Source organism: Nocardia callitridis, assembly GCF_039543305.1.
Taxonomy (GTDB): domain Bacteria; phylum Actinomycetota; class Actinomycetes; order Mycobacteriales; family Mycobacteriaceae; genus Nocardia; species Nocardia callitridis.
On the sequence record NZ_BAABJM010000002.1, the window covers coordinates 302520 to 328454 of the forward strand.

General features: G+C 66.4%; 25 protein-coding genes. 18 read left to right on the forward strand and 7 right to left on the reverse strand.

The genetic code is table 11. The features are described 5' to 3' along the window. Positions 1–250 precede the first annotated feature (250 nt). The 14 genes from ABEA50_RS10185 to ABEA50_RS10250 all read left to right on the forward strand — a co-directional run bounded on the left by ABEA50_RS10185 (position 251) and on the right by ABEA50_RS10250 (position 14311). Positions 251–1111 (forward strand): SDR family oxidoreductase, encoded by an 861-nt coding sequence (locus ABEA50_RS10185; RefSeq protein WP_345495005.1) that lies wholly within the window; start codon positions 251–253, stop codon positions 1109–1111. Positions 1112–1128: 17 nt separating this feature from the next. Beyond that, entirely contained in the window at positions 1129–3015 is a 1887-nt protein-coding gene (locus tag ABEA50_RS10190) for a CocE/NonD family hydrolase (protein ID WP_345495006.1), read from the forward strand. Continuing rightward, positions 3012–3539 carry an AAA family ATPase gene (locus tag ABEA50_RS10195; protein ID WP_345495007.1) on the forward strand — a complete coding sequence of 176 codons (528 nt, stop codon included), beginning with the start codon at positions 3012–3014 and terminating at the stop codon, positions 3537–3539. Before ABEA50_RS10190 ends, ABEA50_RS10195 begins: the two co-directional genes overlap by 4 nt. A gap of 497 nt (positions 3540–4036) precedes the next feature. Then, entirely contained in the window at positions 4037–4453 is a 417-nt protein-coding gene (locus ABEA50_RS10200) for an STAS domain-containing protein (protein WP_345495008.1), read from the forward strand. 252 nt (positions 4454–4705) lie between these two features. Then, positions 4706–5083 carry an anti-sigma factor gene (locus tag ABEA50_RS10205; RefSeq protein ID WP_345495009.1) on the forward strand — a complete coding sequence of 126 codons (378 nt, stop codon included), beginning with the start codon at positions 4706–4708 and terminating at the stop codon, positions 5081–5083. Further along, positions 5073–5861 (forward strand): SigB/SigF/SigG family RNA polymerase sigma factor, encoded by a 789-nt coding sequence (locus ABEA50_RS10210; protein ID WP_345495010.1) that lies wholly within the window; start codon positions 5073–5075, stop codon positions 5859–5861. Before ABEA50_RS10205 ends, ABEA50_RS10210 begins: the two co-directional genes overlap by 11 nt. A gap of 146 nt (positions 5862–6007) precedes the next feature. Then, positions 6008–6367: a hypothetical protein gene (locus ABEA50_RS10215; RefSeq protein WP_345495011.1), complete on the forward strand. Its 360-nt coding sequence runs from the start codon at positions 6008–6010 to the stop codon at positions 6365–6367. 500 nt (positions 6368–6867) lie between these two features. Further along, positions 6868–7578 (forward strand): response regulator transcription factor, encoded by a 711-nt coding sequence (locus ABEA50_RS10220; protein ID WP_345495012.1) that lies wholly within the window; start codon positions 6868–6870, stop codon positions 7576–7578. A gap of 40 nt (positions 7579–7618) precedes the next feature. Then, complete coding sequence (locus tag ABEA50_RS10225) at positions 7619–8659, forward strand: sensor histidine kinase (RefSeq protein ID WP_345495013.1); 1041 nt, start codon at positions 7619–7621, stop codon at positions 8657–8659. An 84-nt stretch (positions 8660–8743) separates the two neighbouring features. After that, complete coding sequence (gene ectA, locus ABEA50_RS10230; RefSeq protein WP_345495014.1) at positions 8744–9349, forward strand: diaminobutyrate acetyltransferase; 606 nt, start codon at positions 8744–8746, stop codon at positions 9347–9349. Further along, the gene (gene ectB, locus ABEA50_RS10235) at positions 9346–10623 is read left to right on the forward strand and encodes a diaminobutyrate--2-oxoglutarate transaminase (protein WP_345495015.1); all 1278 of its coding nucleotides are present in this window, start codon (positions 9346–9348) and stop codon (positions 10621–10623) included. Before ectA ends, ectB begins: the two co-directional genes overlap by 4 nt. Further along, positions 10620–11018, forward strand: coding sequence for an ectoine synthase (locus tag ABEA50_RS10240; protein WP_345495016.1), 399 nt, complete (start codon positions 10620–10622; stop codon positions 11016–11018). The genes ectB and ABEA50_RS10240 overlap by 4 nt, the downstream gene beginning before the upstream one ends. Positions 11019–11029: 11 nt before the next feature. Continuing rightward, entirely contained in the window at positions 11030–11935 is a 906-nt protein-coding gene (gene thpD / locus ABEA50_RS10245; protein ID WP_345495017.1) for an ectoine hydroxylase, read from the forward strand. A 378-nt stretch (positions 11936–12313) separates the two neighbouring features. Next, the gene (locus tag ABEA50_RS10250; RefSeq protein WP_345496510.1) at positions 12314–14311 is read left to right on the forward strand and encodes an AMP-binding protein; all 1998 of its coding nucleotides are present in this window, start codon (positions 12314–12316) and stop codon (positions 14309–14311) included. On the opposite strand, the gene ABEA50_RS10255 is transcribed toward ABEA50_RS10250, so the two are convergent. The 3 genes from ABEA50_RS10255 to ABEA50_RS10265 form a co-directional block, all read right to left on the reverse strand. After that, a complete protein-coding gene (locus tag ABEA50_RS10255) occupies positions 14299–15474 on the reverse strand; it encodes an alpha-hydroxy-acid oxidizing protein (RefSeq protein ID WP_345495018.1) in 1176 nt (391 codons plus the stop codon). The genes ABEA50_RS10250 and ABEA50_RS10255 overlap by 13 nt on opposite strands. Positions 15475–15545: 71 nt before the next feature. Beyond that, positions 15546–16295, reverse strand: a complete 750-nt coding sequence (erm, locus tag ABEA50_RS10260) for a 23S ribosomal RNA methyltransferase Erm (protein ID WP_345495019.1) — start codon at positions 16293–16295, stop codon at positions 15546–15548. Positions 16296–16919: 624 nt separating this feature from the next. Next, positions 16920–18791 (reverse strand): tetratricopeptide repeat protein, encoded by a 1872-nt coding sequence (locus ABEA50_RS10265; protein WP_345495020.1) that lies wholly within the window; start codon positions 18789–18791, stop codon positions 16920–16922. Positions 18792–19006: 215 nt separating this feature from the next. Here ABEA50_RS10265 and ABEA50_RS10270 point away from each other — a divergent pair, with 215 nt between their 5' ends. Continuing rightward, positions 19007–20380, forward strand: a complete 1374-nt coding sequence (locus ABEA50_RS10270) for an FAD-dependent oxidoreductase (protein ID WP_345495021.1) — start codon at positions 19007–19009, stop codon at positions 20378–20380. 5 nt (positions 20381–20385) lie between these two features. On the opposite strand, the gene ABEA50_RS10275 is transcribed toward ABEA50_RS10270, so the two are convergent. Then, positions 20386–20814, reverse strand: a complete 429-nt coding sequence (locus ABEA50_RS10275) for a nitroreductase family deazaflavin-dependent oxidoreductase (protein WP_345495022.1) — start codon at positions 20812–20814, stop codon at positions 20386–20388. A 75-nt stretch (positions 20815–20889) separates the two neighbouring features. After that, the gene (locus ABEA50_RS10280) at positions 20890–21285 is read right to left on the reverse strand and encodes an ankyrin repeat domain-containing protein (RefSeq protein WP_345495023.1); all 396 of its coding nucleotides are present in this window, start codon (positions 21283–21285) and stop codon (positions 20890–20892) included. A 125-nt stretch (positions 21286–21410) separates the two neighbouring features. On the opposite strand from ABEA50_RS10280, the gene ABEA50_RS10285 reads away from it, so the two are divergent. Continuing rightward, the gene (locus ABEA50_RS10285) at positions 21411–22733 is read left to right on the forward strand and encodes a glycosyltransferase 87 family protein (RefSeq protein WP_345495024.1); all 1323 of its coding nucleotides are present in this window, start codon (positions 21411–21413) and stop codon (positions 22731–22733) included. 191 nt (positions 22734–22924) lie between these two features. On the opposite strand, the gene ABEA50_RS10290 is transcribed toward ABEA50_RS10285, so the two are convergent. Then, entirely contained in the window at positions 22925–23626 is a 702-nt protein-coding gene (locus tag ABEA50_RS10290) for a TetR/AcrR family transcriptional regulator (protein ID WP_345495025.1), read from the reverse strand. 104 nt (positions 23627–23730) lie between these two features. Between ABEA50_RS10290 and ABEA50_RS10295 the strand changes: the two genes are divergently transcribed. Both ABEA50_RS10295 and ABEA50_RS10300 read left to right on the forward strand, forming a co-directional pair. Further along, entirely contained in the window at positions 23731–25200 is a 1470-nt protein-coding gene (locus tag ABEA50_RS10295; protein WP_345495026.1) for a cytochrome P450, read from the forward strand. Next, positions 25197–25382: a ferredoxin gene (locus ABEA50_RS10300; RefSeq protein ID WP_345495027.1), complete on the forward strand. Its 186-nt coding sequence runs from the start codon at positions 25197–25199 to the stop codon at positions 25380–25382. Before ABEA50_RS10295 ends, ABEA50_RS10300 begins: the two co-directional genes overlap by 4 nt. 45 nt (positions 25383–25427) lie before the next feature. Here ABEA50_RS10300 and ABEA50_RS10305 read toward each other — a convergent pair whose 3' ends face one another. Then, positions 25428–25874, reverse strand: coding sequence for a nuclear transport factor 2 family protein (locus tag ABEA50_RS10305; protein WP_345495028.1), 447 nt, complete (start codon positions 25872–25874; stop codon positions 25428–25430). Positions 25875–25935: the final 61 nt, after the last annotated feature.

Sequence of the window (25935 nt, forward strand, 5' to 3'; positions counted from 1 at the left end):
CGCAGGCCGCGACTGGCCGCCGATACCGTCACCGGTTCTCGGTGTCCCCACCGCATTCGCCAGGCGCCGCCAGTCCCCGAATCGACTGTGCGAAGGTCGGCGAGGCACGCGCACTCCCCGTGTCCGGGGAGATCGGGGGGCGGCCGAATTCGAAGAGCGCAAGGATGCCGTGTCTCGGTCGTCACACGCGATACGCGACCGAGACCCAGTCCATAGACAACAGTGTTCGTAGATGGCGTATGGTCGCACTATGACCAAGTTGGGTGGCAAGAATTGCCTGATCACCGGCGCGGCAAGCGGGCTGGGGCGCAGCACCGCGTTCGCCGTCGCCGACAAGGGCGGCGCCCTGATCTTGACCGACATCGCGGAAGCGGGATTGCGCGAAACCGAGGCCGCGGTCCGCGCGCGGGGTGCGAAGGTGATCCTCGCGGCCGTCGCCGACGTCAGCGACCACGACCAGGTGGTAGCGCTGGCTCGTCGCGTGCACGAGAAGATCGCCAGCGTAGACGTGGTCATGAACGTCGCGGGCATCTCCACGTGGGGCACCGTCGACCGGCTCTCGCACGAACAGTGGCGGCGCACGATCGACATCGACCTGATGGGGCCGATCCACGTGATCGAGGAGTTCGTGCCGCCGATGATCGCTCAGGGGCGCGGCGGGCACCTGGTGAACGTCTCCTCGGCGGCGGGGTTGTTCGGCCTGCCGTGGCACGCGGCCTACAGCGCGAGCAAATTCGGATTACGGGGCGTGTCGGAGGTCTTGCGATTCGACCTGCGCCGCCACGGCATCGGCGTGAGTTTGGTGTGTCCGGGCGCGATGGCGACGCCGCTGGTCGCCACCGTGGATATCGCCGGCGTCGACCGCGACAATCCGCAGGTGCGCCGGGCTGTTTCGGTATTCGAACGCCGTGCCGTCACCCCCGAGCAGGCCGCGCGCTCGATCGTGCGCGGGGTCGAGCGCGATCGGTACATGGTCTACACCTCCTCGGATATCCGAATCGGATATTGGGTGCAGCGATACTTCCCTCCGGCATACAATCTCGCGATGCGAGGGATGAACTGGGCGGCGAATCGATACCTGGATCAGCAGGTTCCGACAGCCGCGCACTGAATCCGAGAGGACCACCCATGGCCGAGTCGGCCAGCACCGCGGTGCCCATCGCGCATGACCACCACTTCGATATCGGTCCGGTGCGGTACCCGAAGTTGTTCGGCGCGAACACTGTTCCCGTTCCGATGTCGGACGGCGCCACCTTGGCCGCGGACATCGTGCGTCCCGGTGACGCGGCGGGGCCCACCGACGAACCGCTGCCGGCGATCGTCAACTTCACCGCCTACAACATGATGTTCAACCGGCGCGGCATGCGGCACAACGACGCCCTGCGCAAGCTCGCGAGCCGAGTGCGCCCCTCCGATCGCCGGCACATGACCGCACGCGACGTGCTCGCCGCCCCGGCGGGTGGATTGTTGGAGCCATTCGCGATCAATCGGACCGCGGTGCGGCGCGGGTATGTCGGGCTGATGGTCGACGTGCGCGGCACGGGCAGCTCGACCGGTTCCTGGGACTTCTTCTCCCCGCGCGAGCAACAGGATTACGGGGAAACGCTCGCCTGGGTGCGCGAACAACCCTGGTGCAACGGCGATATCGCGGTCACCGGTGTCTCCTACGGCGCGATCGCCGCGATGATCGCCGCGGGGCACCGGCCCGACGGCTTGCGCGCGGTGTTCGCGATCGAAGCGGGCGAGGATCCGATGCGCGAACTCGGCCTCACCGGCGGTGTGCCGACGCCGATGATGCTGCTGTGGCTGCTCAGCGTCAATGTGAACAAGTGGTTCCCGGCCCTGCCAGGGGTGCTGCGTTCGGGTACCGGAGCACGCCTGCTGCGCGACCGCATCGCCGACCCGCTGAGCTGGGTCGGCCGGGCACTCACGATCGGACTCGGCCACGAACATCCCGACTCGTACCTGAACGAGATGTGGGCGAGCAAGGTGGCTCGGCTGGCGGATATCACCGCACCGACCTGGATCCACGGTGGGTGGCACGACGTGTACAACCGCTCGAACTTTCGGATGTTCGACCGAATCCCGTTGTCCGACGGGGCAAAGCAGGTAGTTGTCGACGACGGCTATCACCTCACCGCGGGCGCCGGCTTCGGCACACCGGGAAACCCCCAGGCGATCGACGAGTTGCAGACCGCCTGGTTCGACCGCTGGGTCAAGGGCATCGACAACGGCATCGACGGCTACGGGCCGATCACCGTGCGCCGCCAGGGCGACGGAAAATGGTTACAGCACAGCAGTTTTCCCGACCCGAACGCGTCGGTGCGGCGCTTCTACCTCGATCCGACCGCAAGCGGCACCGCGGCACACGCCGGTGGCGACGCGAGCCTGGTGCTCGAGCCCACCGGCGCCGAAGCCGAGCTCCGTCTACCGCGCACCGGGATTCGACCGGCTTCGAACAACACCGGCGTGATCACGATGGGTGCCGGTGTGCTGCTCGGCCCCAGTTTCGGCAGCGACGATCGCAGGGCCGAGGCGGGTGCGCTCACCTTCACCAGCGCGCCGTTCACCGAGGACACCACCCTTTCAGGCGCGATGAATCTGCACCTACTCGCCGAATCCGAGGGCACCGACGCCTTCTGGTCGGTCACCGTCTGCGTGGTGGAACCCGACGGCGCGTCGGTGCCGATCACCCGAGGCGCGCTACTGTCGAGCATGCGCGCGATCGACGAACAAGCCAGCGAGTACGCCGACGGCGAATTGGTCTTCGCGATGCACACGCTCACCGCCGACTCGGCGGTGGCGGTGGTGCCGGGGGAGCGGTTCGACATCGATATCGAGATCAACCCGACCGAAGCACTGCTGCGCGCGGGCGACCGGCTCCGAGTCGCGGTGAGCCGCAGCAGCTTTCCGCGTCACTTCCTCTCGCCGAGCAGAAAGCGTTCGATCCGAGGACAGACCATCGTGCTCGACAAGAACGCACCGAGCTACCTGTCGCTGCGAATGGGGCAATGACGAAGGCGCCGATCTACCTGATCACCGGGATACAGGCAGCCGGAAAGTCGACCGTTGCCGAGGCATTGGCGCGCCGACTGCCGCGGTCGACGCATGTGCGCGGCGACACCATGCGTCGGTTCGTCGTGAACGGTCGCGCCGAGATGTCCGCGCAACCTTCGGACGCCGCGCTGGAGCAGCTGCTCTTGCGCTATCGCGCCGCGGCCGCGGTCGCCGACGCCTACGCCGAAGCGGGCTTCACGACAATCCTGCAAGACGTGGTGCTCGGTGAGTTTCTCGCCGTGCTCACGGAGCTGATCGTCGCGCGGCCGCTGTACGTCGTGGTGCTCGCGCCGCGTCAGGAGGTGGTCGCGGCGCGGGAGCATGGTCGCGAGAAGGTCGCCTACGGCGAGTTCACCGTCGCGGACCTCGACACGGTGTTGTGGGAGACCACCCCGAGGATCGGGCACTGGCTCGATACCTCGGATCTCACCGTCGAGCAGACGGTCGAGGCGATCCTCGCCTTGCCGCCAACCGAGAGCTAGCGGATCGAGCCCAGCCGGTACCGACATCACGTGACGTTCCACGCGCGCGGCATCGTGTCCCATCGCAGAGCCGAAAGTCGCTACAGTACAACGAGGTTCGGTGCTACTGATGTATCGCTGTCGTAACACTGTGGAGGACAACATTATTCATGTAGCTTTCGCTCGGTAGATCTTCGGAATCGATCATCCCGCCCGTTCCGGCGTTGGCGTTCACACGCTTGCCTCGCTGCCGCCCGCCCACCTCGCACGTCGGCCGCCCCCAGGGCGCCTTGGCCCGCTCATCTCGGTTGACCTGCGAAAACCTATGTCGAAAATCGTCCGGCCGTGCCACACTGAAGAAGGTTGAGGCTGGAGCCAACCACCCCGGTTCCAACGCACGGACGCACGATTTCCACATATGCGGTGCCGGTCGGCGAACGTAACGCCGATACCGAAGCGGTGCGCTCTACCGGCACTGTCGCCGAGGACCGGAAATCCCCAACACGGGAGGTTCTGTGATGTCTGCCATGTCTGTCCTACCGGTCACCGCCGACGGCGTACTCGCCACCGGGGCCGAACCCGGCTTCGCTCGCGAGAGCCGAACGTGGTCCCAGCGCGTCGATCGGCGCGAGGAGTTCCTGGTAGTCCGCGTCGAGGGTGAACTCGACGCCGCCGCCTTCGGTGAATTCTTCAGCGCGGTCGAACGCGCACTGTCCTCGGCTTGCCGCGCCGTCGTGATCGACTTGCGCGCCGCGGGCTTTCTCAGCATCCGCGCCGCGGCGTGGCTGGGTGGCCTGCGGGAGCGGGTCAGCGTCGGCGGACCCGACGTTCGGCTGGTCTCGGGTCGACCCGCCGTCGAACGCGCACTCGAACTCACCGGGGTGCGTCAGCTCTTCCGGCATTACCCGTCGATGAGTGCCGCTCTGGTCGGATGAGACCACAGTGAGCGAGGCCACGCTGTCGGCGTGGCCTCGGCGCACGCACGGCACCCTGCTGTCGACGCGTGGACGAACCCACCCCGGAACCGTCAGGAACGACCACCACGGCTCCGGGGTTTCGCACGGATCGGCAGCATTCGAGACGGTACCCTGACGGCTTTCCGGCGTCGGCGGCGAGAACAAGGTGGTGATGGCATGGGGGAGTGGGCTTCGCAATCCTCTACCGAGACAACGACGATAGGCGTGCGAGTGCCTGCCCAATTGGAGCAGCTGACCATGCTGCGCGCACTCGCCGAAACCGTCGCGCTGATCGCGGACTTCGCGCTGGACGAGGTGACCGATATCCGGCTGGCCTTGGACGAGGTGGCGACCGCTCTCATTCTGGACGCGGTGCCGAGTTCCGAACTGGACTGCCAGTTCACCTACGACACCGACCGCATGTTCGTGCACGTCGCCTCGGTGGCGGGCACCCAATCCGCGGTGGGCCAGGTGGGCTTCGGCTGGCACATCGTGCGCACGCTGACCGAATCGATCACCGCCACGCAGGACCCCTACGACGCGATGGCCGACGGATATCCGACCGTCGTCGACTTCAGTTGGGTTCGGGGTGACGCGGATGGCGGGTGAGGGCCGCTCGCGCGGCGGCGACAGCTACGACAACATCGAGCCGCTGTTCGAGAAGATCGCTCCGCTGGAGCACGGCGACCCACGTCGGGAGACCCTGCGTGCGGAGCTGATCGCTCGCTGTTTGCCCTTGGCCGAGCACATAGCGCGCAAGTTCTCCGGACGCGGCGAGAACTTCGACGATCTGCTCCAGGTCGCGCGACTGGGGCTGGTGCAAGCCGTCGACCGGTTCGATGTGACCAGAGGGCCGTCGTTCCTGTCCTTCGCCGTCCCGACCATCATGGGCGAGGTGCGTCGTCACTTCCGCGACAACACCTGGGCGGTGCGGGTGCCGCGACGGGTCAAGGAGATCCAGCTGAGTATCGGCGCCACCGTCGAGGACCTATCCCAGCGCCTGGACCGGATGCCGAAGGCGCGCGAGATCGCCGCGGAACTCGACATCGACCTCGTCGAGGTGACCCAGGCGCTGATCGCGGGCAATGCCTACCAGTCCACCTCCATCGACGCGGTCGCGGGCGAGGACTCCGACAACACCTCGCTTCCGCTCTCGGAAAGCCTCGGCGCCGAGGAGTCCTCCTATCACCTGGTGGAGGATTATCTCGCGATCCGTCCGCTGATCGAGGAGCTACCCGACCGGGAACGGGAAGTCTTGATCATGCGCTTCTTCGAATCACTGACTCAGACACAGATCGCCGAACGGCTCGGCGTTTCCCAGATGCACGTGTCACGAATCTTGTCCCGGACCCTGCATTCACTCCGTGTGCAGGCGTTGCGCGACTGAGCGCCGGTTCGCGGGACCGTCCCCGATGCACTGCCGCAGGTCAACCGGGCGGTGCCGGAATTCGGGTGGTCAGTTTGCGCGTCTTTCGGCTGGGGTACGTGGAGTTCAAGCCGGACATATGCTGCCTATGGCTCGAGGAGCTCGTCATGAAAGATGTGCGACCAGTAGGCACCCGGATTCCGCGGTTCGGACCGGGTGAACCCAGGGTGCCGACGCACGCCGAGGGAATTTCGGCCACCACAAGTCACGACGTCATCCGACAGTGGGCGCAGAAGCGCGGCGCCGCCCCGGCGACCATGCCGGGCAGCGAATACAACGGACGACTGGAGATGCTGCGTTTCGATTTTCCCGGCTACGGCGGCGCGGGCTTGCGCCGCGTGGGCTGGGACGAGTGGTTTGCCACCTTCGACGCGCATCAGCTGCGGTTTCTCTACCAAGAGGACCGTGCCGACGGCAGGCCGAGCAACTTCAACCGATTGGAGCCCGTGCGCATGGAGCAGGACTGAGCGCACCACAGCGTGGTCGCCGTCACGCGCGGGTGGTCGACGGCGGCTATGAGCGTGAACTCCGTCACGCGCGCGTCGTCTCCGGAGGGCGCGGTCTCGGCGTCTGATTCGTGGGTGATCGCGCTCGGTCGACCGCCGGATCGCACGCTGTCGGCCGCACCGCGCTCGGTCGTCGAAGCACCTCTCCAACAGCCGGTTCGATGCGGTCGCCGCGCCGCTTCCGCACCCGGCGAGCAACCGTTTCGCAAGCGGAAGGCGCGCGGCGTCGTGGCGCATCGAAGTCGGGTCGAGACCGTCGGTCGGTCGGCCCGGCGACTTAGCCATGAGCGCGTCCGGCGTTTACCGTACGGGTATACGGGTACCCACCTAAGCGGCTGGTTGCTCGTCAACAGCGGAACATCGCGTCCGGGTTCGAGCGTTCGTAGTATCGGAGCGTTTCGAAAGTTCGGAGGTGATTGCCCGCGTCGTGGAGTTTCCGCGTATCTGTAAGGGATGAGGTCTTGAGCGCGAACCTGATGATCGTGGAAGACGACGACCGTGTCCGTGGCGCGCTGCGCCTGGCCATGGAGGACGAGGGCTACGACGTCGCCGAAGCCCAGGAGGCCGAGGACGCGCTCACCCACCTGCGCAGCAACGGCGTACCCGATGTGATGATTGTCGACCTCATGCTCGGCGGCATGGATGGCTTCGACTGCATCCGGGAAATCCGCCGCGAGCACGATGTGCCGATCATTGTGGTCAGTGCCCGTGACGATACTCATGACGTGGTCGCCGCGCTAGAGGCTGGCGCGGACGATTTCGTGACGAAGCCGTTCGAGATCAAGGAGATCACCGCCAGGATGCGCGCCGTGCGCAGAAGGGCACGGCTGTCGACCGAGCGGGAAGAACCGCAGGAGGTGGTACTGGAAGCCGACGAGCAGGCCCCACTGGTGCTCGCGCAGGAAGGCGGGGTCGTCCGCCGTGGAGAGGAGGAGATCCGGCTGACACTGACCGAATTCCGCCTGCTGTGCGAACTCGCCGAGACTCCAGGACGGGTATTGAGCCGTTCGGTGCTGCTCGAGCGGGTGTGGGACCGAGGCTTCTTCGGGGACGAACGCATCGTCGATGTCCATATGCGCAGGCTGCGCACCAAGATCGAACGCGATCCGTCGGATCCGCGCGTCGTCGTGACGGTGCGCGGGCTCGGCTACCGACTCGATGTGCAGCGCTGAGCGGTCGATAGATCCGCAACGGTGGAGCCTGCGCGGCCGAGTGTCGGCGGCTTTCGCCGCGATCAGCGCGCTCATGTCGGTGGTGCTGGTCATCTCGGTGTTCACCATCAGTCGCAGCTACCTGGAGGCACAGCGTTCGCATGCGGGCAGTGCGCCCAGCGGAGATCTGAACGCCGATCTGACCCTGTTGCGCAATGTGCTGATCTGTTGCGCGGTGGTGGTCACGGTGATCGGCGCGGTGATCGGCTGGTGGGCCAGCAGGCGAGTGCTCACGCCGTTGCACCAGGTCGCGGGCACCGCGGCGCGGATTGCCTCCGGTGAACTGGACTTGCGACTGTCGGCGACCAAGGACTTGGATCTCGCGATCACGGTCGAGTCGTTCAATACAATGGTCGATTCGTTGCAACGGCGCATCGAACGCGAGCATCGATTGTTCGGCGACGTGAGCCATGAGTTGCGCACGCCGCTGACCACGCTGACCGCCAGCGTCGAGGTGCTCAACCGGCACCGCGACGACCTACCCGAGCGGTCGCGCAGGGCGGTGGCCCTGGTCAGCGACGAGGTGGACCACCTGCGCTTGTTGCTCGACGACCTGCTCGCACTGGCCCGAGTGGAGGCGGGCATGCACCACGGCGACGCCGAACCGCTGTCGGTGCGCGACCTACTGACCCACACCATGGCTGATCGGAGGCAGCCGCCGGAACTGCTGAGCGTGCCGCGCGATGTACTCGTGCGCGGCCGGAAATTGGAGTTGGAGCGTGCCGTGGCGAACTTGTTGCAGAACGCGGACCGGTACGGCGGCGGTGTCGTCGCGGTGACCGCGGAACTCGTCGGTGACGAAGTGTCGATCACCGTCGACGACGCGGGGCCTGGCGTGCCGGAGGCCGACCGTGCGCGCATCTTCGAGCGCTTCGCGACAGCACGCACCGGACGACGTTCGGTCACCGGGACGGGCTTGGGCCTTGCTCTGGTGGCCGAGACCGTGGCCACGCATCGTGGCCGAGTCGAATGTACGCAGCGCCCAGGAGGTGGCGCACGATTCACCATCTGTTTGCCGAGACTGGATGCCACACAGTCGTAACACAACCGTAAAGAAGTCGACCGGGCTACCTCAAAGTGGCTTCGTAAGCCTGGATAAGTACTACAGACCCGACCAGGGAGTTGTATGTCATCGCCAATCACGTCCCCTGCGGAGTTCGAAAGAACCCGCGTCGAGAACGCCGCTGCGGCGCTGAGTCGGACCGATACCGACGGTTCGACCGAGAACGGTCCTGAGACGGTCCTGCGCACGCCACGCATCAGCGACGGCGCGCACCTGTGGCGCATCGCGAAGGACTCGGCCGTACTCGACGTCAACCCGAGCTACGCCTACCTGTTGTGGTGTCGGGACTTCGCCAACACCTCCGTCGTCGCCGAAGTCGACGGCGAGGTCGTGGGATACGTCATCGGATTCGTCCGGCCGCAGGCGCCGGACACCGTATTCGTCTGGCAGGTGGCGGTCGACAGTGCGCAGCGCGGCAAGGGCACCGGCGCCCAGCTGCTGCATACGCTGCTCAACAGCGTTGCCGCCCAAGGGGTCTCGGTACTGGAGACAACTATTTCACCGGACAACGCCGGATCGATCGCGTTGTTCACCGCGGTGGCACGGAGCCGAGGGGCCCGGATCACCAAGAGTGCCTTGTTCGATGCGGGCGTCTTTCCCGACAGCCACGAATCCGAGGACCTCTACCGAATCACACCGACCGACAGCACCACCGAGGAGAACCGATGATCACACCGGAACCCACCATTTTCGAAAGTCTCGAGTCGGAAGTTCGCGGTTACTGCCGCTCATGGCCCGCCCTCTTCGCGACCGCGAAGGGCAGCTGGCTGCACGACGAGGACGGCAAGGACTACCTCGACTTCTTCGCGGGCGCGGGCGCCCTCAACTACGGCCACAACAACGATGTGCTGAAGAAGCCGCTGCTCGAGTACATCGCGAACGACGGCGTCACGCACGGCCTCGACATGTCGACCCCGGCCAAGCGTGAGCTGCTGGAAACCCTGCGCGACACGGTGTTCAAGCCGCGCGGACTCGACTACAAGGTGCAGTTCCCCGGCCCGACGGGCGCCAACGCCGTCGAGGCCGCGCTCAAGCTGGCCCGTAAGGTCACCGGCCGCGAGACGATCGTCAGCTTCACCAACGCCTTCCACGGCATGACGCTCGGCGCACTGTCGGTGACGGGTAACTCGATGAAGCGCGCTGGTGCGGGTGTCCCGCTGGTGCACGCCGCGCACATGCCCTACGACGGGTACTTCGACGGCACCACGACCGACTTCCAGTGGATGGAGAAGGTTCTCGACGACACCTCGTCGGGCTTCGACCGCCCCGCCGCGGTGATCGTGGAGACGGTGCAGGGCGAGGGTGGCGTCAATGTCGCGCGGGTGGAATGGCTGCGCCAGCTCGCCGAGGTGTGCAAGGCGCGCGAGATCCTGCTGATCGTCGACGACGTGCAGATGGGCTGCGGCCGTACCGGCCCGTTCTTCTCCTTCGAGATCGCCGACATCAAGCCCGACATCGTGACGCTGTCGAAGTCGATCAGCGGCTACGGCATGCCAATGGCGCTGGTGCTGCTCAAGCCGGAGCTCGATGTGTGGTCGCCCGGCGAGCACAACGGCACCTTCCGCGGCAACAACCCCGCGTTCATCACCGCGACCGCCGCGTTGCGCCACTACTGGTCCGACGACGAGCTGCAGAAGTCGACGTTGATCAAGGGGCAGAAGATCGAGCGGGCGCTGTCCGAGGTCGCGGGCCACTTCACTGGCGTTTCCGTGCGCGGGCGTGGTCTGGTGCAGGGCATCGCGTTCGACGACCCCTCGCAGGCGAGCAAGGTGTGCCAGGCGGCCTTCGAACACCGGATGTTGCTGGAAACCTCCGGCTCGACCGATGAGGTCGTAAAGTTGTTGCCGCCGTTGACCATTACCGAGCAGGAACTGGACCAGGGCCTGCACATCCTCACCAACGCCGTGGACTCGGTCTGCGGCGGGATCGGAGTTGTCGCATGATCGTTCGTACCACCGATGAGATCACCGGTACCAGTCGCGATGTCGGTGCGGAGGATTGGCGCAGCAAGCGCATCATCCTCGGCGGCGACGGTGTCGGATTCTCGTTCCACGAGACCACGATTCAGCCGGGAACGAGTCACACCTTCCACTATCAGAACCATGTGGAAGCCGTGTGGTTGGTCGAGGGTGAGGGTACGCTTACTGATCTGGACAACGACGTCACCTACGAGCTGGGTCCCGGCTCGATGTACCTGCTCAACGGGCACGAGCGCCACCGGGTGGATACCCGCACCAAGATGCGGATGTTGTGCGTATTCAACCCCCCGGTGACCGGGCAGGAGGTCCACGACGAAAACGGCGTCTACCCGTTGGTCGCCTCCCCGAACGGGGGATAGTAAGGAGAGTAATGGTTTGGCAGCACACTGACACTCTTCCCGCACGCGGTCAGACCGACCGCTATCCGACTCGCCTAGACCGGCCCGCACCGCATGTGGATCGCGCTGATCCCACGGCGTGGGGGCAGATTCGAAGCAAGGAGTTGTCGACCTTCGAGGCCGACGGGTTCTCCGTCCTCGATGGGCTGCTCAGACCCGATGAGGTCTCTGAGTTCAGCGGTGAAATCGACCGTCTCGCAGGCGATTCCGCGTTGCGTGCGGACGATCGATTCATCGTCGAGAAGGCGTCCAACCGGGTGCGCTCGATCTTCGAGGTGCACAAGATCAGCCCGATGATCGCCGAACTCGTTCGCGAGGAACGCATCGTCGGGCTGGCACGGGAGGTGCTCGGCTCCGAGGTATACATCCACCAGAGCCGGGTGAACTACATGCCCGGTTTCCGGGGTGCCGGTTTCTATTGGCACTCGGATTTCGAGACCTGGCATGCCGAGGACGGCATGCCGGCGCCGAGAGCGGTGAGTTTGTCGATCGCGCTGACCGATAATTTCGCCGTCAATGGCAGCCTGATGGTGATGCCGGGATCGCAGCGCACCTTTGTGCCGTGTCTCGGCAGCACGCCTGCCGACCATTATCGAGAGTCGTTGCAGGAGCAGGAAATCGGTGTGCCGTCCAACGGGGATATCACGACCTTGGCGCATAGGTACGGGATCACCCAGTTCACCGGCGAGGCCGGTGCGGCGCTGTTGTTCGACTCGAATGTGATGCACGCTTCGGCGAACAACATCACGCCGTTCGCGAGGTCGAACATCTTCCTGGTGTTCAACAGCGTGGAGAACACCTTGGTCGAGCCGTACGCGGCACCGGCACGGAGGCCGGAATACGTCGCGAGTAGGGATTTCACTCCCCTTCGCGGATAACAACAGACGCGGTTGTCAACCGCGAGTGGTGGGGCCGCCCAGCGTATCGCTGGGCGGCCCCACGGCATGTCTGGCTTCTTCTTCGGTGCTCGGCGGTGGGTTGTCACGTTGACCAGCAGAAATTTCGACAGAACTTTTTGGGCGGCGCTATCGCCTGGCGAACGACAGGTAACGGCAAGGTAACGTCGGGTTGGCCGAGTGGGCGACTTCAGCTAATACTCGGCTACGCTTCGGGCTCTTGACCTACTTGTTACTGGCGGGTACAAATACATTCACGATGCCGACCAAAGCCCGATCGGTCGGCCCTTGAAGAAGTTGTACGCGTTGGTTACGGACGTCATCAATGTCGATGCGGAGTTCGCGGTCGCACGACAGACCATGTGGGATTTCCTGCTGGATCCACAGACCTATCCGCGGATGTTCCATGGCATCGGGGACTGCGCACTCGCCGAGACATCCGACACGCAACCGGTCCTGCTGATCCGTGCGGTGCACGCGGGAATCGAACTGGCCGTGCCTGCTCTCCGGCTCCAAGTCGGAAGGGACACAGAGACATTCGAGCTCCAGTGTCCTGGACTCGGTAGCTTCGTCGCTTTCCGGTTGCGTGGCGACGAGCAGCACACGCGGGTGGGTATCACCCTGTTCGGCGCGGGCAGGATTCATCCGTGGATCGCCGAGCAGGACAACGAATCCGTGATCGCCTGGGTGCGTGCCGGATTGACACTGATCGCCGAGGCCGTCCTCGGCGCGCAGACTTCGGTGCTGAGCAACGGCGAGGAATCGGGCTCCAAACTCCAGGTCGCCACCATGAAACAAATGGTCAGCACCGGTGTCGTGCGCACATACCGGCCCGACCGGATCGCCAAACAACTCGGCGGACTGGCCAAATGGGGCTTCAACCTCGCCGGTGGTTACGCGGCCGCGGCCGGGCACTCCCCACGCCGACCAGCGCTGATCGACTCCTGGGGCACGCTCACCTTCGGCGAGACACACAGCCGCACCCACAGGCTGGCCTCCGCGCTCGGCTTCCTCGGAATCGGGGCGCGCGACAAGGTGGGGCTGCTGTCGCGGAACCACATCACCATGGTCGAGACCATGGTTGCCACTGGGAAACTGGGCGTGGACACCGTTCTGCTCAATACCGGCCTCTCGCCGGGACAGATCGAAGAGGTCGCGAATCGGCACGGGTTGTCGGCCGTCTTCGTCGACGACGAGTTCGACGCGCAGGTCACCTACATTCCCGCCGAGGTACCGCGTTTCGCCACCACTCCCGACACCGTCTTCGAGCGCTACACCGTCGAGGACCTGATCTGTCTGGACGCACCGACCTTCGCGCGTCCGGCACAACCCGGCGGACTGATCGTGCTCACCTCGGGCACCAGCGGCATGCCCAAGAGCGCGCAACGCCCGCAGCCCAAGGGCTTCGGCACCGTCGCCGCGCTGTTGTCCCGGATCCCGCTGCGGATGGACGAGACCATGCTCATCCCCGCACCGTTGTTCCATACCTGGGGACTGGCCGCCTTGCAGATCAGCACCCCGATCCGCGCCACCGTCGTGCTGCCGGAACGGTTCGACGCCGAGGACTGCCTTCGCCTGATCGAGCAACACCGGATCACCGCCCTGATCGTGGTTCCGGTCATGATCAATCGCATCCTCGATCTGCCACCCCGGATTCGCGACCGCTACGACACCTCGAGCCTGCGCGTGGTCGCCAGCTGTGGTGCGCCGCTCAGTGGGCAGGCGGTGCTGCGATTCATGGACCTTTTCGGCGACGTGCTCTACAACGTCTACGGTTCCACGGAAGTCTCCTGGGCCACTATCGCCGACCCCGCCGACCTGCGCGCGGCGCCGACGACGGCGGGCAGGCCCCCGCACGGCACGAAACTCGCTGTGCTCGACCAGAATCTACGACCCGTGCCGATCGGGGTCACCGGCAGGATATTCGTGCTGAACCACATGCTGTTCGACGGCTACACCGACGCCAAGCCGCCCACCGAATGGGATGGGCTGCTCGACACCGGCGACCTCGGCTACGTCGACGCCGACGGGCTGCTGTTCGTGGCGGGGCGCGACGACGAGATGATCATCTCGGGAGGCGAGAACGTCTTCCCGCGTCCGGTGGAGGAGGCGCTGTCGCATCTGCCACAGGTGAGCGAGGTGGCGGTGGTGGGCGTGCCCGACCCCGACTACGGTCAGCGGCTAGCCGCCTTCGTCGTGACCAGGGAAGGTTTCGGGCTCGACCGTGACATGGTCTGCAACTACATCCGCCACCGGCTCAGCCGCTTCTCGGTACCGCGCGACGTGACCTTCCTCGAAGCACTGCCACGCAACGCGACCGGAAAGATCCTCAAGCGCATGCTGATTCAGCCGAGCTGAGCCCCGCGACCCACCACGGCCTCCGGCGTCAGGTCCGCGATCGTGGGATAGCCGTTCACCGCCATCAGCAGATCCGCCTCGGCCAGCAACGCGCGCAGCACGTGCACGATGCCATCGACCCCGCCGAGCGCGAGACCGTACGGGTAGGGGCGGCCGATACCCACCGCCGTGGCGCCCAGCGCGAGCGCCTTCACGATGTCGGCGCCGGTACGGACTCCGGAATCGAAGAGCACCGGCAGCTCGTCGGCCGCCGCGACCACACCCGGCAGATGATCGATCGCGGGGATTCCGCCGTTGGCTTGTCGGCCACCATGATTCGAGCAGTAGATGCCGTCGACCCCGGCGTCCTTCGCGCGGCGCACGTCGTCGGGGTGGCACATGCCTTTGAGAATCAGCGGCAACTTCGTGAGCGACCTAAGCCACGGCAGATCGTCCCACGTCAGCGGGTTCCCGAACTGGGAAATCCAGGTCAGTACCGCGGTCTTCGGGTCCTGCTCCGGTGGGGTGGCCAGCAGACCACGAAACACCGGATCGCTGAAGTAGTTGGCCAGGCAGTGCCCGCGCAACTGCGGAAAGTTCGACAGTGCCAGATCGCGCGGGCGCCAACCCGGAACCCAGGTGTCGAGCGTGACGACGATGGCACGGTAGCCCGCGGTCTCGGCGCGTGTCACGAGACTCTGGGCGAGATCGCGGTCGGTGGGCGTGTAGAGCTGGAACATGCCGGGGGTCTCCCCGAAATGGGTGGCGACCTCCTCCAGTGGATCGACGGTGAGGGTGGAGGCCACCATCGGCACTCCCGTGCGTGCGGCGGCCCGCGCGGTCGCGATGTCGCCGTGTCCGTCCTGTGCGCACAGGCCGAGCACGCCGACGGGCGCGAGGAACACGGGAGAGGGCAGTCGCATGCCGAACAACTCGATGGACAGATCCCGAGTGGCCGACGCACGCAACATACGTGGAACCACCCCGAGTCGCTCGAAGGCACTGACGTTGACCCGCTGGGTGTGCTCGTCGCCGGCGCCGCCCGCGACATATGACCAAATCCCCGGCGCCATAGCCGCTTTCGCCTTGGTCTCGAGTTCGGAGTAGGTCATCGGCAGGTCGGGCAGCACGCCGCCGAGGCCCTGGAAATAGATCTCGTTCTGGTAGTCGCCGTAATTGCTCACGTTGCTCCTGTCCTCGGCCTCGACGCCTGAATCTAGCCCACGGCATCGGCGGTGTGGTGGTGTCGTGCTGCTCACCGACGAAGCTCCCGGTAGAGGGTGAGCCACTGCTCCGGCCTGACGAACCCGACCGGGAGGTCCCCGGCGACATGGGCGATCAGGCATGCTCGCGCGACCCGGCGGGTCGGGAGTTCACGTCGCAGTGACGCCGCCAACGAACCACCGACACCGGAGTAGCCGAGCTCTACCAACGCTCGGTAGTCGGCGAGGGCCGAGGCGGGCAGAAGCGGGCGGTCGCGGCGGCGTAGGTGCAAGAGTGCCGCATCGACCTTCGGGACCGGGTGAAAGTGCTCTCTGCCGATACGAACACCCAAACCTATGGCGACCGTTGGCCAGTGGGTGACGGCGAGCTTGCTCCACCTGCCGTAGGCGCCGGAGTGCTTGCAAGCGAACTCACGTTGGGTGAGCAGGGTCGCCGAGGTGAGCTTCCGTGCCGACAGGCACCAACGCACGATGTCGGTGGTGACCGCGAAGGGCACATTGGCGACCACCGCGAACGGCTCGTCGGGGGCGGGCAGCGTGCGGAAGTCGCGGTGAAACAACCGGATTCGGTGATCGTCGGCATACCGCGCACGGAGACGTTCGGCGTAGCCACGGTCCTTCTCGTAGGCTCGGACGCGGTCGACGACCTCGAGTAGGTGTCTGGTGAGCATCCCGTCGCCGGGGCCGACCTCCAGGACGAGATCGTCGGGCCCGACACCGGAGGAGCGGACGATCCGCCGGGCGATGTCGGAATTGGTGAGGAAGTTCTGCGACAGCAGCATTCTGGGGCGGATTGTGCGGGGGTGTGCGCCGTGGGCGCGCGAAGGGGAACGGTCGCGAGACATGGGTGTGCTCCGCAGGGAGTGAGTCGATTCAAGGGCGAGTCGAATCGCCCGGACCCATGCCGGTGCGCGAAATTCCCACCGCGTCAGCGGCCGCGCGCGGGACCGATGACGATCCCGTGCGACGGCACGGCTTCGAGTGGAGAAAGGGGCGGCGCCGACCGCCGGTTCAGCGGAACTCAGCGGTGAACAGCGACGCGCTCAGTGGGGAGCGCGGACGCCGCGCTGCGCGGGCAGAGCCCGGGCGCACGCGCGCAGCCGAATGTAATATGCGCCGATCGCGCATCCTCCGTTGACGGCTTGGCTACCCATGCCGCGAACCTACGCGGCTGGCACACTTCGTCGCCACTGATTTTATCGCGGGTGTACGCGGACCTTGTTCGCCCATACCCGTTTCGTCCCACACCGCGCCGTTGAGCGACCCCAATTGCCAGAACGCGCGCTCGCGACTGTCCGCTGCGTGCTCGCCAGAGTGAGTACGACGGTGGCCATACCGCCTCGGCTGGCCCGAGGTTACCCCCGCCGTGTGCCATCGCCTGCACCTACGGGTCGCGTGCGCAGCCCTCACGAAGCGGCTGTGTCGAAGTCCTGCTGCTCGTCGGCGCGCACACGCCAGAAGTTCGCCTCGTCCCCGTTGCCCAGGTGGTCGAGCAAATCGGCGAGAATGAGCATCGCTCGGGTGTCGCGGCGGTCGGACGCTAGGCGTAGCCAGTCTTGCGCGCCGGCGATGTCACCGCGCTCGAGGCTGACCACGCCCAGATCGTGCGCCGCCCCCGCGTGCCCCCGGTCGGCGGCCTGTGTCCACAACCCGAGCGCCTCGTCGCCCTCACCACGCGCGTACATGGCGACGCCGAGGTCGTAGAGCGCGCTGCGATAGCCGCGATCCTCCGGCGGTCGGGAGTGCAGCGGCGTCGGCGGTTTCGGTGGCGGCGCGGGCGGCGGTAACGGAGCGGGGGTCGGCAGGTATTCGGCCGTCGGCGCGTGCGTATCGGTCGGCGTGGCGGGGCCGGGCGGCTGCGAACCGACCGCGGCGACCGGATGGGTCGGTGGCGCGGCGGGGCCACCGTACTGCGGCGCCGGAAAGTGCTGTGGCGCCACGGGTTGCGGGGGTGGGGTGAATTCCGGCGGCGCGGGGTACGGCGGCTGCGGCGCGTATTCGACCATCCCGAACGGCGCCTGCGCGTACGCGCCCTGCGGTCCCGACTGCGGTGGCTGCTGGTGCTGGCTCGCGGGACCGAATTGCCCGGAGTGGTTCGGCGGGGCGAACTGCGGGCCCGGCCCGAACTGGGTCTGCGGCCCGCCCTCGTAGGGGTACTGCACGGGTGGCGACTGCGGCTGGTGCGGTGCCGACGATACCGGTGGCGGTGTGGAAGGCGGCGGCGCACTTTCGGGCAGCGCGAACGGTCGGTCGGGTGCCGCAGGGTCGGCGGAAGTGCGCGAAACCGGCGGCGCGGTGTGTGGCCCGGTTGTTTCGCGACGATCCCAAGGGGCGGTCGGCGGGTCCGCAGGGCGCTCGGTACGCGGAACGGGCTTTGTCGGCGCGGTCGGCGGACCCGATTCTCGCGCACGCGCAGGGGGCGGCGTATTCGGAATCAGTTGCGTCACCGGATCCCGCAGGGGAACAACTGGATTCGGTGCGGAAGCGGGAGTGGGATCCCAGTCGTCCTCGACCTGCGCTGGTGAATGCACCGGCGCGGGAGCCGAAGGGATCACAGGAGTGGACGAGACAACCGGTGTGGCAGGCGAATTCGGGGCGGACTCGACCGGGACCGGCGCTGGGACATGCTGCGGCAGCGACGACTCCGGGGCGACTCCGTGCGGTCTCGGCGGTGCTTCCGGCGCGGGGGACGGGACGCGAACCAGATCCTCGACCGCCGGAAACTCCCCGGACACGGGAAGCGACGACACCACGTTCGGTGCGCGCACCGCGGGAGTGGTATGCACCTCGGCGACCAGGTTCGCGAAATTGGCGGGGCCCTCACCGATGCTGCACCACAGGACGATTCGACCGTCCTGCGTGTTCTCGATCACCATGCCGTAATTGCCGACCCAGGACTTGTGCACGCCGAAGCCGTCCACCCACACCGGGGTGAGGGTGACCAGGGTGCCGGGACCGGTGGGCGTCACCTCGATGCCGGCGCCGCCGCCGACCAAGGCGTCACTCCACGCGTCGACACCGGGTAGTCGGCGTCCATTGAGATCGACGTAGCCCTCGACGACCGACAGCCCGATCCCGACGCTGCGCAATCCCGGTGGGGGAGCAGCGGACACGAGCTTCACGGTGACCACCGTCGGCACCGGTCCGATCCGGGTGGTGTACATCGGATAGACCAAGGTGCCGTGCCAGGTGATCGGGTCCGCGCTGCGATAGCGCTCGGCCAGTGACTGGTCCTGCGTCGAATTTCCCGCACCCCACGACGAATACGGCTGGTTCATCTCATGCTCTGCCTTTCGCCGTCGCGCTCGCCGTTCAACAGTGCGAGGCCGGACCCAACCGTACCCGCCGGTCGCAAATCCTGGCGTTGTGATCTTTCGCCACCGTGAACCCTCACAGAAAAGCCCCAGCAAGCACGCTGTTCCACCACGACAACGACGGTTTCGATCAGGATGGCGCGGACGGTGATCGACCGCATCCGTCGTAGGTTGGGGCAATGACTGAGCGACTGGTGGTGATCGGCGCCGACGCGACGGGCATGTCCGCGGCCTCACAAGCCCGCAGACTGCGCGGCGTGGACGAGCTCGAGATCGTCGTGTTCGAGCGCGGCGGGTTCACGTCCTTCTCCGCCTGCGGGATCCCGTACTGGGTTGGCGGTGCCGTCACCGCACGCGACGAGCTGATCGCCAGGACGCCGAGTGAGCATCGCGAGCGCGGCATCGATCTGCGGATGCGGGTCGAGGTCGTCGAGATCGACGTCGCGGGTCGCCGCGTTCGCGCCCGCGACTTGGCGTCCGGGCAGGAGTCGTGGACCGCCTACGACAAACTCGTCATCGCCACCGGTGCCACCCCGATCCGGCCCGACCTGCCCGGTATCGACGCGCCCGGCGTGCACGGCGTGCAAACTCTCGACGACGGCCAAGCCCTGATCGAGACGCTGGAACAGACCGCAGGCACCCGCGCCGTGGTGGTCGGCGCGGGCTATATCGGCGTCGAGATGGCGGAAGCGCTGATCAATCGCGGGTACTCGGTCACGATGGTCAATCGCGGGTCGGAACCGATGTCCACGCTGGATCCGGACATGGGTGCTTCGGTGCGCGCGGCGATGGCGGGGATGGGCATCGAGGTGATCGGGGACGCGGAGGTGACCGAACTGCGCACCGGCGCGGATGGTCGGGTATCGGCGGTGGTCACCGCGGCCGCCGAATATCCGGCCGATGTCGTTGTCCTCGGTATCGGGGTGCGGCCGCAGACGGACTTGGCGCGGGCCGCTGGCCTACCGCTCGGTACCCAGGGTGGGCTGCGCACCGATATGGCGATGCGCGTGTGCGGTTACGACAACATCTGGGCGGGCGGCGACTGCGTCGAGGTGCTGGACCTGGTGTCGGGCACGCAACGGCATATCGCCCTCGGCACGCACGCCAACAAGCATGGTCAGATCATCGGCTCGGTCGTCGGCGGCGGATACGCGACATTCCCCGGTGTCGTCGGGACCGCGGTGAGCAAGGTGTGTGAGCTGGAAGTAGCGCGTACGGGCTTGCGGGAGCGCGACGCGCGGGAGGCGGGCTTGCAGTACGTCGCGGTGACCATCGAATCCACCGCGCGCGCCGGCTACTATCCCGACGCCGGCGCGATGACGGTGAAAATGCTGGCCGAACGGCTGACCGGCCGATTACTCGGCGTCCAGATCATCGGTGGCGAGGGCGCGGCCAAACGGGTCGACGTGGCCGCGGTGGCGTTGACCGCGCGCATGACGGTTGAACAGATGATCACCCTCGACCTCGGGTACGCGCCCCCGTTCTCGCCGGTGTGGGATCCCGTACTCGTCGCGGCGCGCAAGGCGGCCAAGGCGGTACGCGAACGCGATTGAGTCGCTCAGGCGTTCTCTCGATACACCGTCACGACCGGGATTTCGCGCTCGGTTTCCTCCTGATACCTCGCGAAGTCCGGCCGCGCGACGGCCATGGCGCCGTAGAGGCGATCACGTTCGGCGCCGGTGGCGATACTTGCCACGGCGGGGAACTTCTCGATGCCGAGCTCCACGGTGAGGTGCGGGTCCGCACGCAGGTTGTGGTACCAGCCGGGATTGTGGTCGGAGCCGTGGTTCGACGCGATGAGTACGACGCGTTCGCCGTCGCGCAGGTACACCAGCGGGATTGTGATCTGGTTTCCCGTCTTCGCACCGGTCGTCGTGATCAGCACCATGGGTGCGCCGGCGAAGACGCCGCCGACCTTGCCCGCGTTGGCGCGGAACTCGTCGATGATTTGGCTGTCGAAGGTCTGTGTACTGATTCTGCTGCTCATGACCATCCCCTTCGATTCGGATCGTTGCCCCCACAGTGACCAACGGTCACCGCGGGGCCGAAATTCCAGGAGCGGTCACGGCGCCGGGAACAAGCCGAGGAGATCCTCGCGCTCGAACATGATCGCGGCGGTGCGCGCGGAGGGCTGGCCGAGGTCGGGATCGGCTTTCGCCGCGACGAGCTGTTTCACGATCTCGGTGTTGCCTTTGAAGACCACACCCGCCAGCGGCGTCTGCCCCTTGTCGTTGGCGCGGTTGGCGTCGGCGCCACGACCGAGCAGGGCGGCGACGGCCGCGCGATGACCGTGGTAGGCCGCGAGCATCAGCAGTGTGTCGCCGGCGTCGTTGGTGAGGTCGACCGGAACACCGGCGTCCACGTAGGCGGCGAGTCGATCGGCGTCGCCTTCGCGCGCGAGGTCGAACACCTTGGTGGCCAACTCGATGACTTCGGGATCAATGTCTTCAGCACCCATACGCCCCTGCTTATCACGTGCGGGGAGTCCGGGTGCGGCCTCACGGTTTTCGAATTCCGCGCGCGTCGCGGGCGATCGGCTGCCGACGCGTGAGCCCGGTCATGCGGTCGGTATAGTTTTCGCGGATGAGCAGTCTGACCACCACCGCGGATGCCCCGGAGTCCTCGTCGCGCCGACTGAGGCCTGCGGTGTGGTCGGTACCCGCGATATTGACGGCGATCGTCGCGGTGTGGATTCTGCTGCCGCTGTGGCCCATGGAATCGATGGGCGTTTTCATCGACCTCCAGGTCTATCGCCTGGGCGTCGACGCGCTGCGGCACGGCGCCGACATGTACGGGCAATTGCCCAAGACGACGATCGGCGCGGGGCTGCCGTTCATCTACCCACCGTTCGCCGCGTTGGCGTTGGGGCCGTTCGCGCTGCTGCCGTTCGCGGTGGCGGCGCCCGCGTTCTTTGTCTGCTCCGTCGTCGCTCTCGGGATCACGCTGTACCTGGTCGCGCGGCGGATCTGGCCCGGCGAGCAGCAGCGCAAGCTGGCGTTGCTGGCGACCCTGTGCGCGACGCCGCTCGGCCTGATGCTGGAGCCGGTGCACGCCACGCTCGGTTTCGGGCAGGTCAATCTCCTGCTGATGATGTTGGTCGCGGCGGACTGTCTCACCGAGAAGCCACGGTGGCGGCGCGGCGTGCTGATCGGTATCGCGGCGGCGATCAAGCTCACCCCCGCGGCGTTCGTGCTGTATTTCCTGGTGCGCAAGGACTACCGCTCCGCGATCACCGCGGCGATCACCGGTGCCATCGCGACCGGTCTCAGTTTCGCGATCCTGCCGAAGGAGTCGGTGAAGTACTGGTTCGGCGGGCTCGGCAATGTGTCGGGGCTGAGCGGATCGGCGTTCTACACCAATCAATCCATTCAGGGCGTGCTGTCGCGGCTGCGGGTGCCCGAACCGGTGTTCACCGGGCTGTGGTTGTTGCTCGGTGCGTTGGTGCTAGCGCTGGTGGTCACCGCGATGCGGCAGGTGGCCGCGTTCCCTGCGCTGGCATTGTCGATCAACGCGGTATTCACGTTGTTGCTGTCGCCGATCTCGTGGTCGCACCATTGGGTGTGGATCGCGCCGGGTCTCTTCGCGCTGGTGGGGCTGGTCCTGCGACTGCCGCGCCGCGGCATCGGCTGGTACCTGACGATCGCCGTGGTGGCGGCGGTCTTCGTGACCGGCCCGCACAATTGGTTGCCACACGGTGACGACCTCGAAGCCCGGTGGGCGCCTTGGGAACACGTTGTCGGCGACACCTACGTCTGGTTCAGTGTGCTGCTCGTCGCCGGGTTGGTGTACTACTACCGTCGTCGTGCGAACGCCGACGCGAGGGCGTGCCGCGAGTCGGTCGAGGCGACCGATCCGACCGTGCCGAATGCGCAAACACCCACGGGGACTCCGGTTCCCGGCTCCTGATCGTGCACCCGCGACGCCAGCTCGACCCGGCGATCTTCGCGCGCGAGGACGGCACCACCGATCGTCGGTCACTTCGCCGGGATCATGCTCGATGCGCAGGTCGTCGACTTCGACAGCTCGGCGCTCGCCGATCTCGGTCCGATGGGAATGTTCGCGATGGCACCGCAGCAGGTCATCGAGGAGATTCTGGGTCAGCGCGCCGCAGAGTCGGGGGTGTTGGTGTGCAGGGCGGCTGCGCGGTCGGGTAACCGCCGCGCCAGTCCGGGGACTCGCTCGATCATCGAGATGGTGAAGTCGGCGAGGAGGGCGATGAGTCCGTCGCGATCCACCTCCAGTCCGCCGTCGAGCCAGACGAGGACGAGTTCGGCGGCGCCGCCGGTGATGAGGCGCGAGGTGGCCGACAGTGCGGTGTCGCTGTCGGCGGGTAGTTCGTCCGACAGCACCAGGTGGGTCTGTTCGATGATGGTTTCGGAGATGCGCCGCATGCCTTCGAAGCGGCTGCGCATGAGCGTCTCGCTGCCGTGCGCCTGCGCGAAGATCAGCTGGGCGCGGCGGGGGTCGTCGGTGAGGTCGGTGACCAGTGCGGTCACGCCGGCCCTGAGCCGGTCGCCGGGTTCGCCTTCGGTGTTCGCGATCGCCTTGCGCGCGGAATCCAGTGCGGCCTCTTGGATTTCGCGCAGGAGCTCGACGGCGAGCGTGTCGAGGTCGGGGAAGGCCTCGTAGAAGAAGCGGGGGCCGACCCTGCCCTGTTCACAGACCCCACGCACGGTGAGTGCGGACAGCCCCTGGGTGCCGATGATGTCGAGCGCGGCGTCGAGGAGTCGGCGGCGGCGTTCGGCGCGGCGCTGGGCGCTCGAGGTGCCGCGATAGGTGCCGCTGGAGGCTCGGGTCACCCGTGCAGCTTTGCACAGTTGCCATTGGGAAACAATCGTTTACGGAAACATTCGTTTCCGATATGGTACGAAGTGTTCGCAGCGTCGCGAAAGGGATGGTCGTCATGCGTCTTCTTGTGCCCCAACTGGTCTCCGGACCGTCCGAGCGGGCTCGGCATCAGCGCGCTCAACTCGCCCGTCGGGTGCAACTCGCCGTGGCGGGGGTGGCGCGACGGTACCCGTCCAAGGCCGCGGCGCTGGCCGAACCGCCACCGGGTAGTGGTCTCGCGCCGTTGCCCGGCGATCCGGGCGCACCCGGCGTCGGCTACCTGTTCGACGCCCTCACCAGGCCGATCGAACTCGCACGCGAACGATACGAGCGCTACGGGCCGGTGAGCTGGATGGGTTCACTCGGTCGTCGCATGGTGACGGTCGGCAGTCCGGAGGCCGTCGAGGTCGTCCTGATGGACCGCGACAAGGTCTTCTCGGCGCAACAGGGCTGGGAGTATCTGATCGGCCCGTTCTTCCACGGCGGCCTGCTGCTTCGTGACTTCGACGAGCACCTGTTCCACCGGCGGATCATGCAGCAGGCGTTCACCCGTCCCCGGCTGGTCGGCTACCTCGAGCTGACCACACCGAGAATCACCCGCGCCGTCGCGAGTTGGCGTGCGGCGCCGGACTTCCCGCTGTTCGACTCGATCAAGCAGATCCTGCTCGCACAAGCTACCGAGGTTTTCGCCGGTGACGAGCTCGGCCGCGAAAGCGCCACGTTGGAAAGGGCTTTCGAAGCCGCGGTGCACGGTGCGACCGCGTTGGTGCGCACGAACGTGCCCGGCGGTGTATGGGCGAAGGGGATTCGCGGACGCAAGGTGCTCATCGACTACTTCCGTCGCGAACTGCCCGGCAAACGCGCGGGCGAGGGTACCGACCTGTTCAGCGTGCTGTGCCACGCGCGCACCGAGGACGGGGAGGTGTTCTCGGACGAGGAGATCATCGAGCACATGATCTTCGTGATGATGGCCGCGCACGACACGAGCACCATCGCTGCCTCGATGCTGGCCTATGAGCTTGCTCGCCACCAAGATTGGCAAGATCGCCTGCGCGCGGAATCGCAGGCGCTCGGCAAAGCGACGCTGGAGTACGGCGATCTCGAGCACTTGCCGAGCCTCGACTTGGCCTTCAAGGAATCGATGCGAATGTACGCGCCGGTGGCACAGCAGATGCGCGAAACCATCGCCGACACCGACATTCTCGGCCATTACGTCCCCAAGGGCACGCTCGTCATGATGAGCCCCTACTCGCTGATGCGCACCGAAAGTTACTGGCACGACGCCGATGCGTGGGACCCGGAACGTTTCGCACCCGACCGCCGCGAAGACAAGTCGCACCGGATGGCATGGGCGCCGTTCGGCGGCGGGGCGCACAAGTGCATCGGCCTGTATTTCGGCGGTATGACGGTGAAGGCGGTGCTGCATCAGATGCTGTTGCGGTACCGCTGGTCGCTCGCGCCGGGCTACGAGGTGCCGTTGGTGGCGGGAACCGGGCCCATGCCCGCCGACGGGCTGCCGTTGCGACTGGAGCGGCTGTCGTCATGAGGATCGAGGCCGATCGCGCGCGGTGCGAGGGGCACGGGATGTGTGAAGCCTTGGCGCCGGGGTGGTTTCAGCTCGACGACGCCGGCATCGTGCAGGCGCCGAGCGATCCGGTGGATTCCGATGCCGAGTTGGCCGCGCTGATCATCGACAGCTGTCCGGTGCAGGCACTGCGGTTGGGCTGATCGAAAGCTGGAGCGGTGAAAACCGCTGTCGCACCGCGTGATCGATCACGTGGTGCCGGGTGCGGCCGGAGCGACGAAGACGTAACTCTTTTCCTCGAGGCGCGTCTTGATCCGCCACGTCCCGTCGAGTCTGACGAAGGTGTCGAGGTACCAGAGGCCACACAGCATGAGGCTCGGCGGCCCTTCGCCGCCCGAGACGACCATGGGGTTGTGGCACATGGTTCGTGCCGTCGCGGTGTCGCCGTCGAGGGCGATCGCCGAATTACCGATCATGTGCTGGAAGGCGGGGAAGTTCGGCAGCATGGCCGCGAGAAACCGCTTGGTTTCGGTGAGGCCACCGGCAGCGCCGCCCATGGCCGAGTAGTCGATGTGCGCGTCGGGGGTGAAGATCTCGTCGAGCAGTTCCCATTGCGCGGTGTCCACCGCGTGCGCGTAGCGGACCATCAGGTCCTGGATCTCCATGCGGTCGGAGATCTCCTGCAGTGACAGCATCGTCACCTCCGGATCGATATCGGTAGGTGTGTGATGCTGCCACGAAATGTTCGGTCGCGAA

Coding starts and splice junctions, on each gene's coding strand:
- ABEA50_RS10185 (WP_345495005.1), top strand. CDS start 251: ATGACCAAGTTGGGTGGCAAGAATTGCCTGATCACCGGCGCGGCAAGC.
- ABEA50_RS10190 (WP_345495006.1), top strand. CDS start 1,129: ATGGCCGAGTCGGCCAGCACCGCGGTGCCCATCGCGCATGACCACCAC.
- ABEA50_RS10195 (WP_345495007.1), top strand. CDS start 3,012: ATGACGAAGGCGCCGATCTACCTGATCACCGGGATACAGGCAGCCGGA.
- ABEA50_RS10200 (WP_345495008.1), top strand. CDS start 4,037: ATGTCTGCCATGTCTGTCCTACCGGTCACCGCCGACGGCGTACTCGCC.
- ABEA50_RS10210 (WP_345495010.1), top strand. CDS start 5,073: ATGGCGGGTGAGGGCCGCTCGCGCGGCGGCGACAGCTACGACAACATC.
- ABEA50_RS10215 (WP_345495011.1), top strand. CDS start 6,008: ATGAAAGATGTGCGACCAGTAGGCACCCGGATTCCGCGGTTCGGACCG.
- ectA (WP_345495014.1), top strand. CDS start 8,744: ATGTCATCGCCAATCACGTCCCCTGCGGAGTTCGAAAGAACCCGCGTC.
- ectB (WP_345495015.1), top strand. CDS start 9,346: ATGATCACACCGGAACCCACCATTTTCGAAAGTCTCGAGTCGGAAGTT.
- ABEA50_RS10240 (WP_345495016.1), top strand. CDS start 10,620: ATGATCGTTCGTACCACCGATGAGATCACCGGTACCAGTCGCGATGTC.
- thpD (WP_345495017.1), top strand. CDS start 11,030: ATGGTTTGGCAGCACACTGACACTCTTCCCGCACGCGGTCAGACCGAC.
- ABEA50_RS10250 (WP_345496510.1), top strand. CDS start 12,314: ATGTGGGATTTCCTGCTGGATCCACAGACCTATCCGCGGATGTTCCAT.
- erm (WP_345495019.1), bottom strand. CDS start 16,295: ATGCTGCTGTCGCAGAACTTCCTCACCAATTCCGACATCGCCCGGCGG.
- ABEA50_RS10265 (WP_345495020.1), bottom strand. CDS start 18,791: ATGAACCAGCCGTATTCGTCGTGGGGTGCGGGAAATTCGACGCAGGAC.
- ABEA50_RS10270 (WP_345495021.1), top strand. CDS start 19,007: ATGACTGAGCGACTGGTGGTGATCGGCGCCGACGCGACGGGCATGTCC.
- ABEA50_RS10275 (WP_345495022.1), bottom strand. CDS start 20,814: ATGAGCAGCAGAATCAGTACACAGACCTTCGACAGCCAAATCATCGAC.
- ABEA50_RS10280 (WP_345495023.1), bottom strand. CDS start 21,285: ATGGGTGCTGAAGACATTGATCCCGAAGTCATCGAGTTGGCCACCAAG.
- ABEA50_RS10285 (WP_345495024.1), top strand. CDS start 21,411: ATGAGCAGTCTGACCACCACCGCGGATGCCCCGGAGTCCTCGTCGCGC.
- ABEA50_RS10295 (WP_345495026.1), top strand. CDS start 23,731: ATGCGTCTTCTTGTGCCCCAACTGGTCTCCGGACCGTCCGAGCGGGCT.
- ABEA50_RS10300 (WP_345495027.1), top strand. CDS start 25,197: ATGAGGATCGAGGCCGATCGCGCGCGGTGCGAGGGGCACGGGATGTGT.
- ABEA50_RS10305 (WP_345495028.1), bottom strand. CDS start 25,874: ATGCTGTCACTGCAGGAGATCTCCGACCGCATGGAGATCCAGGACCTG.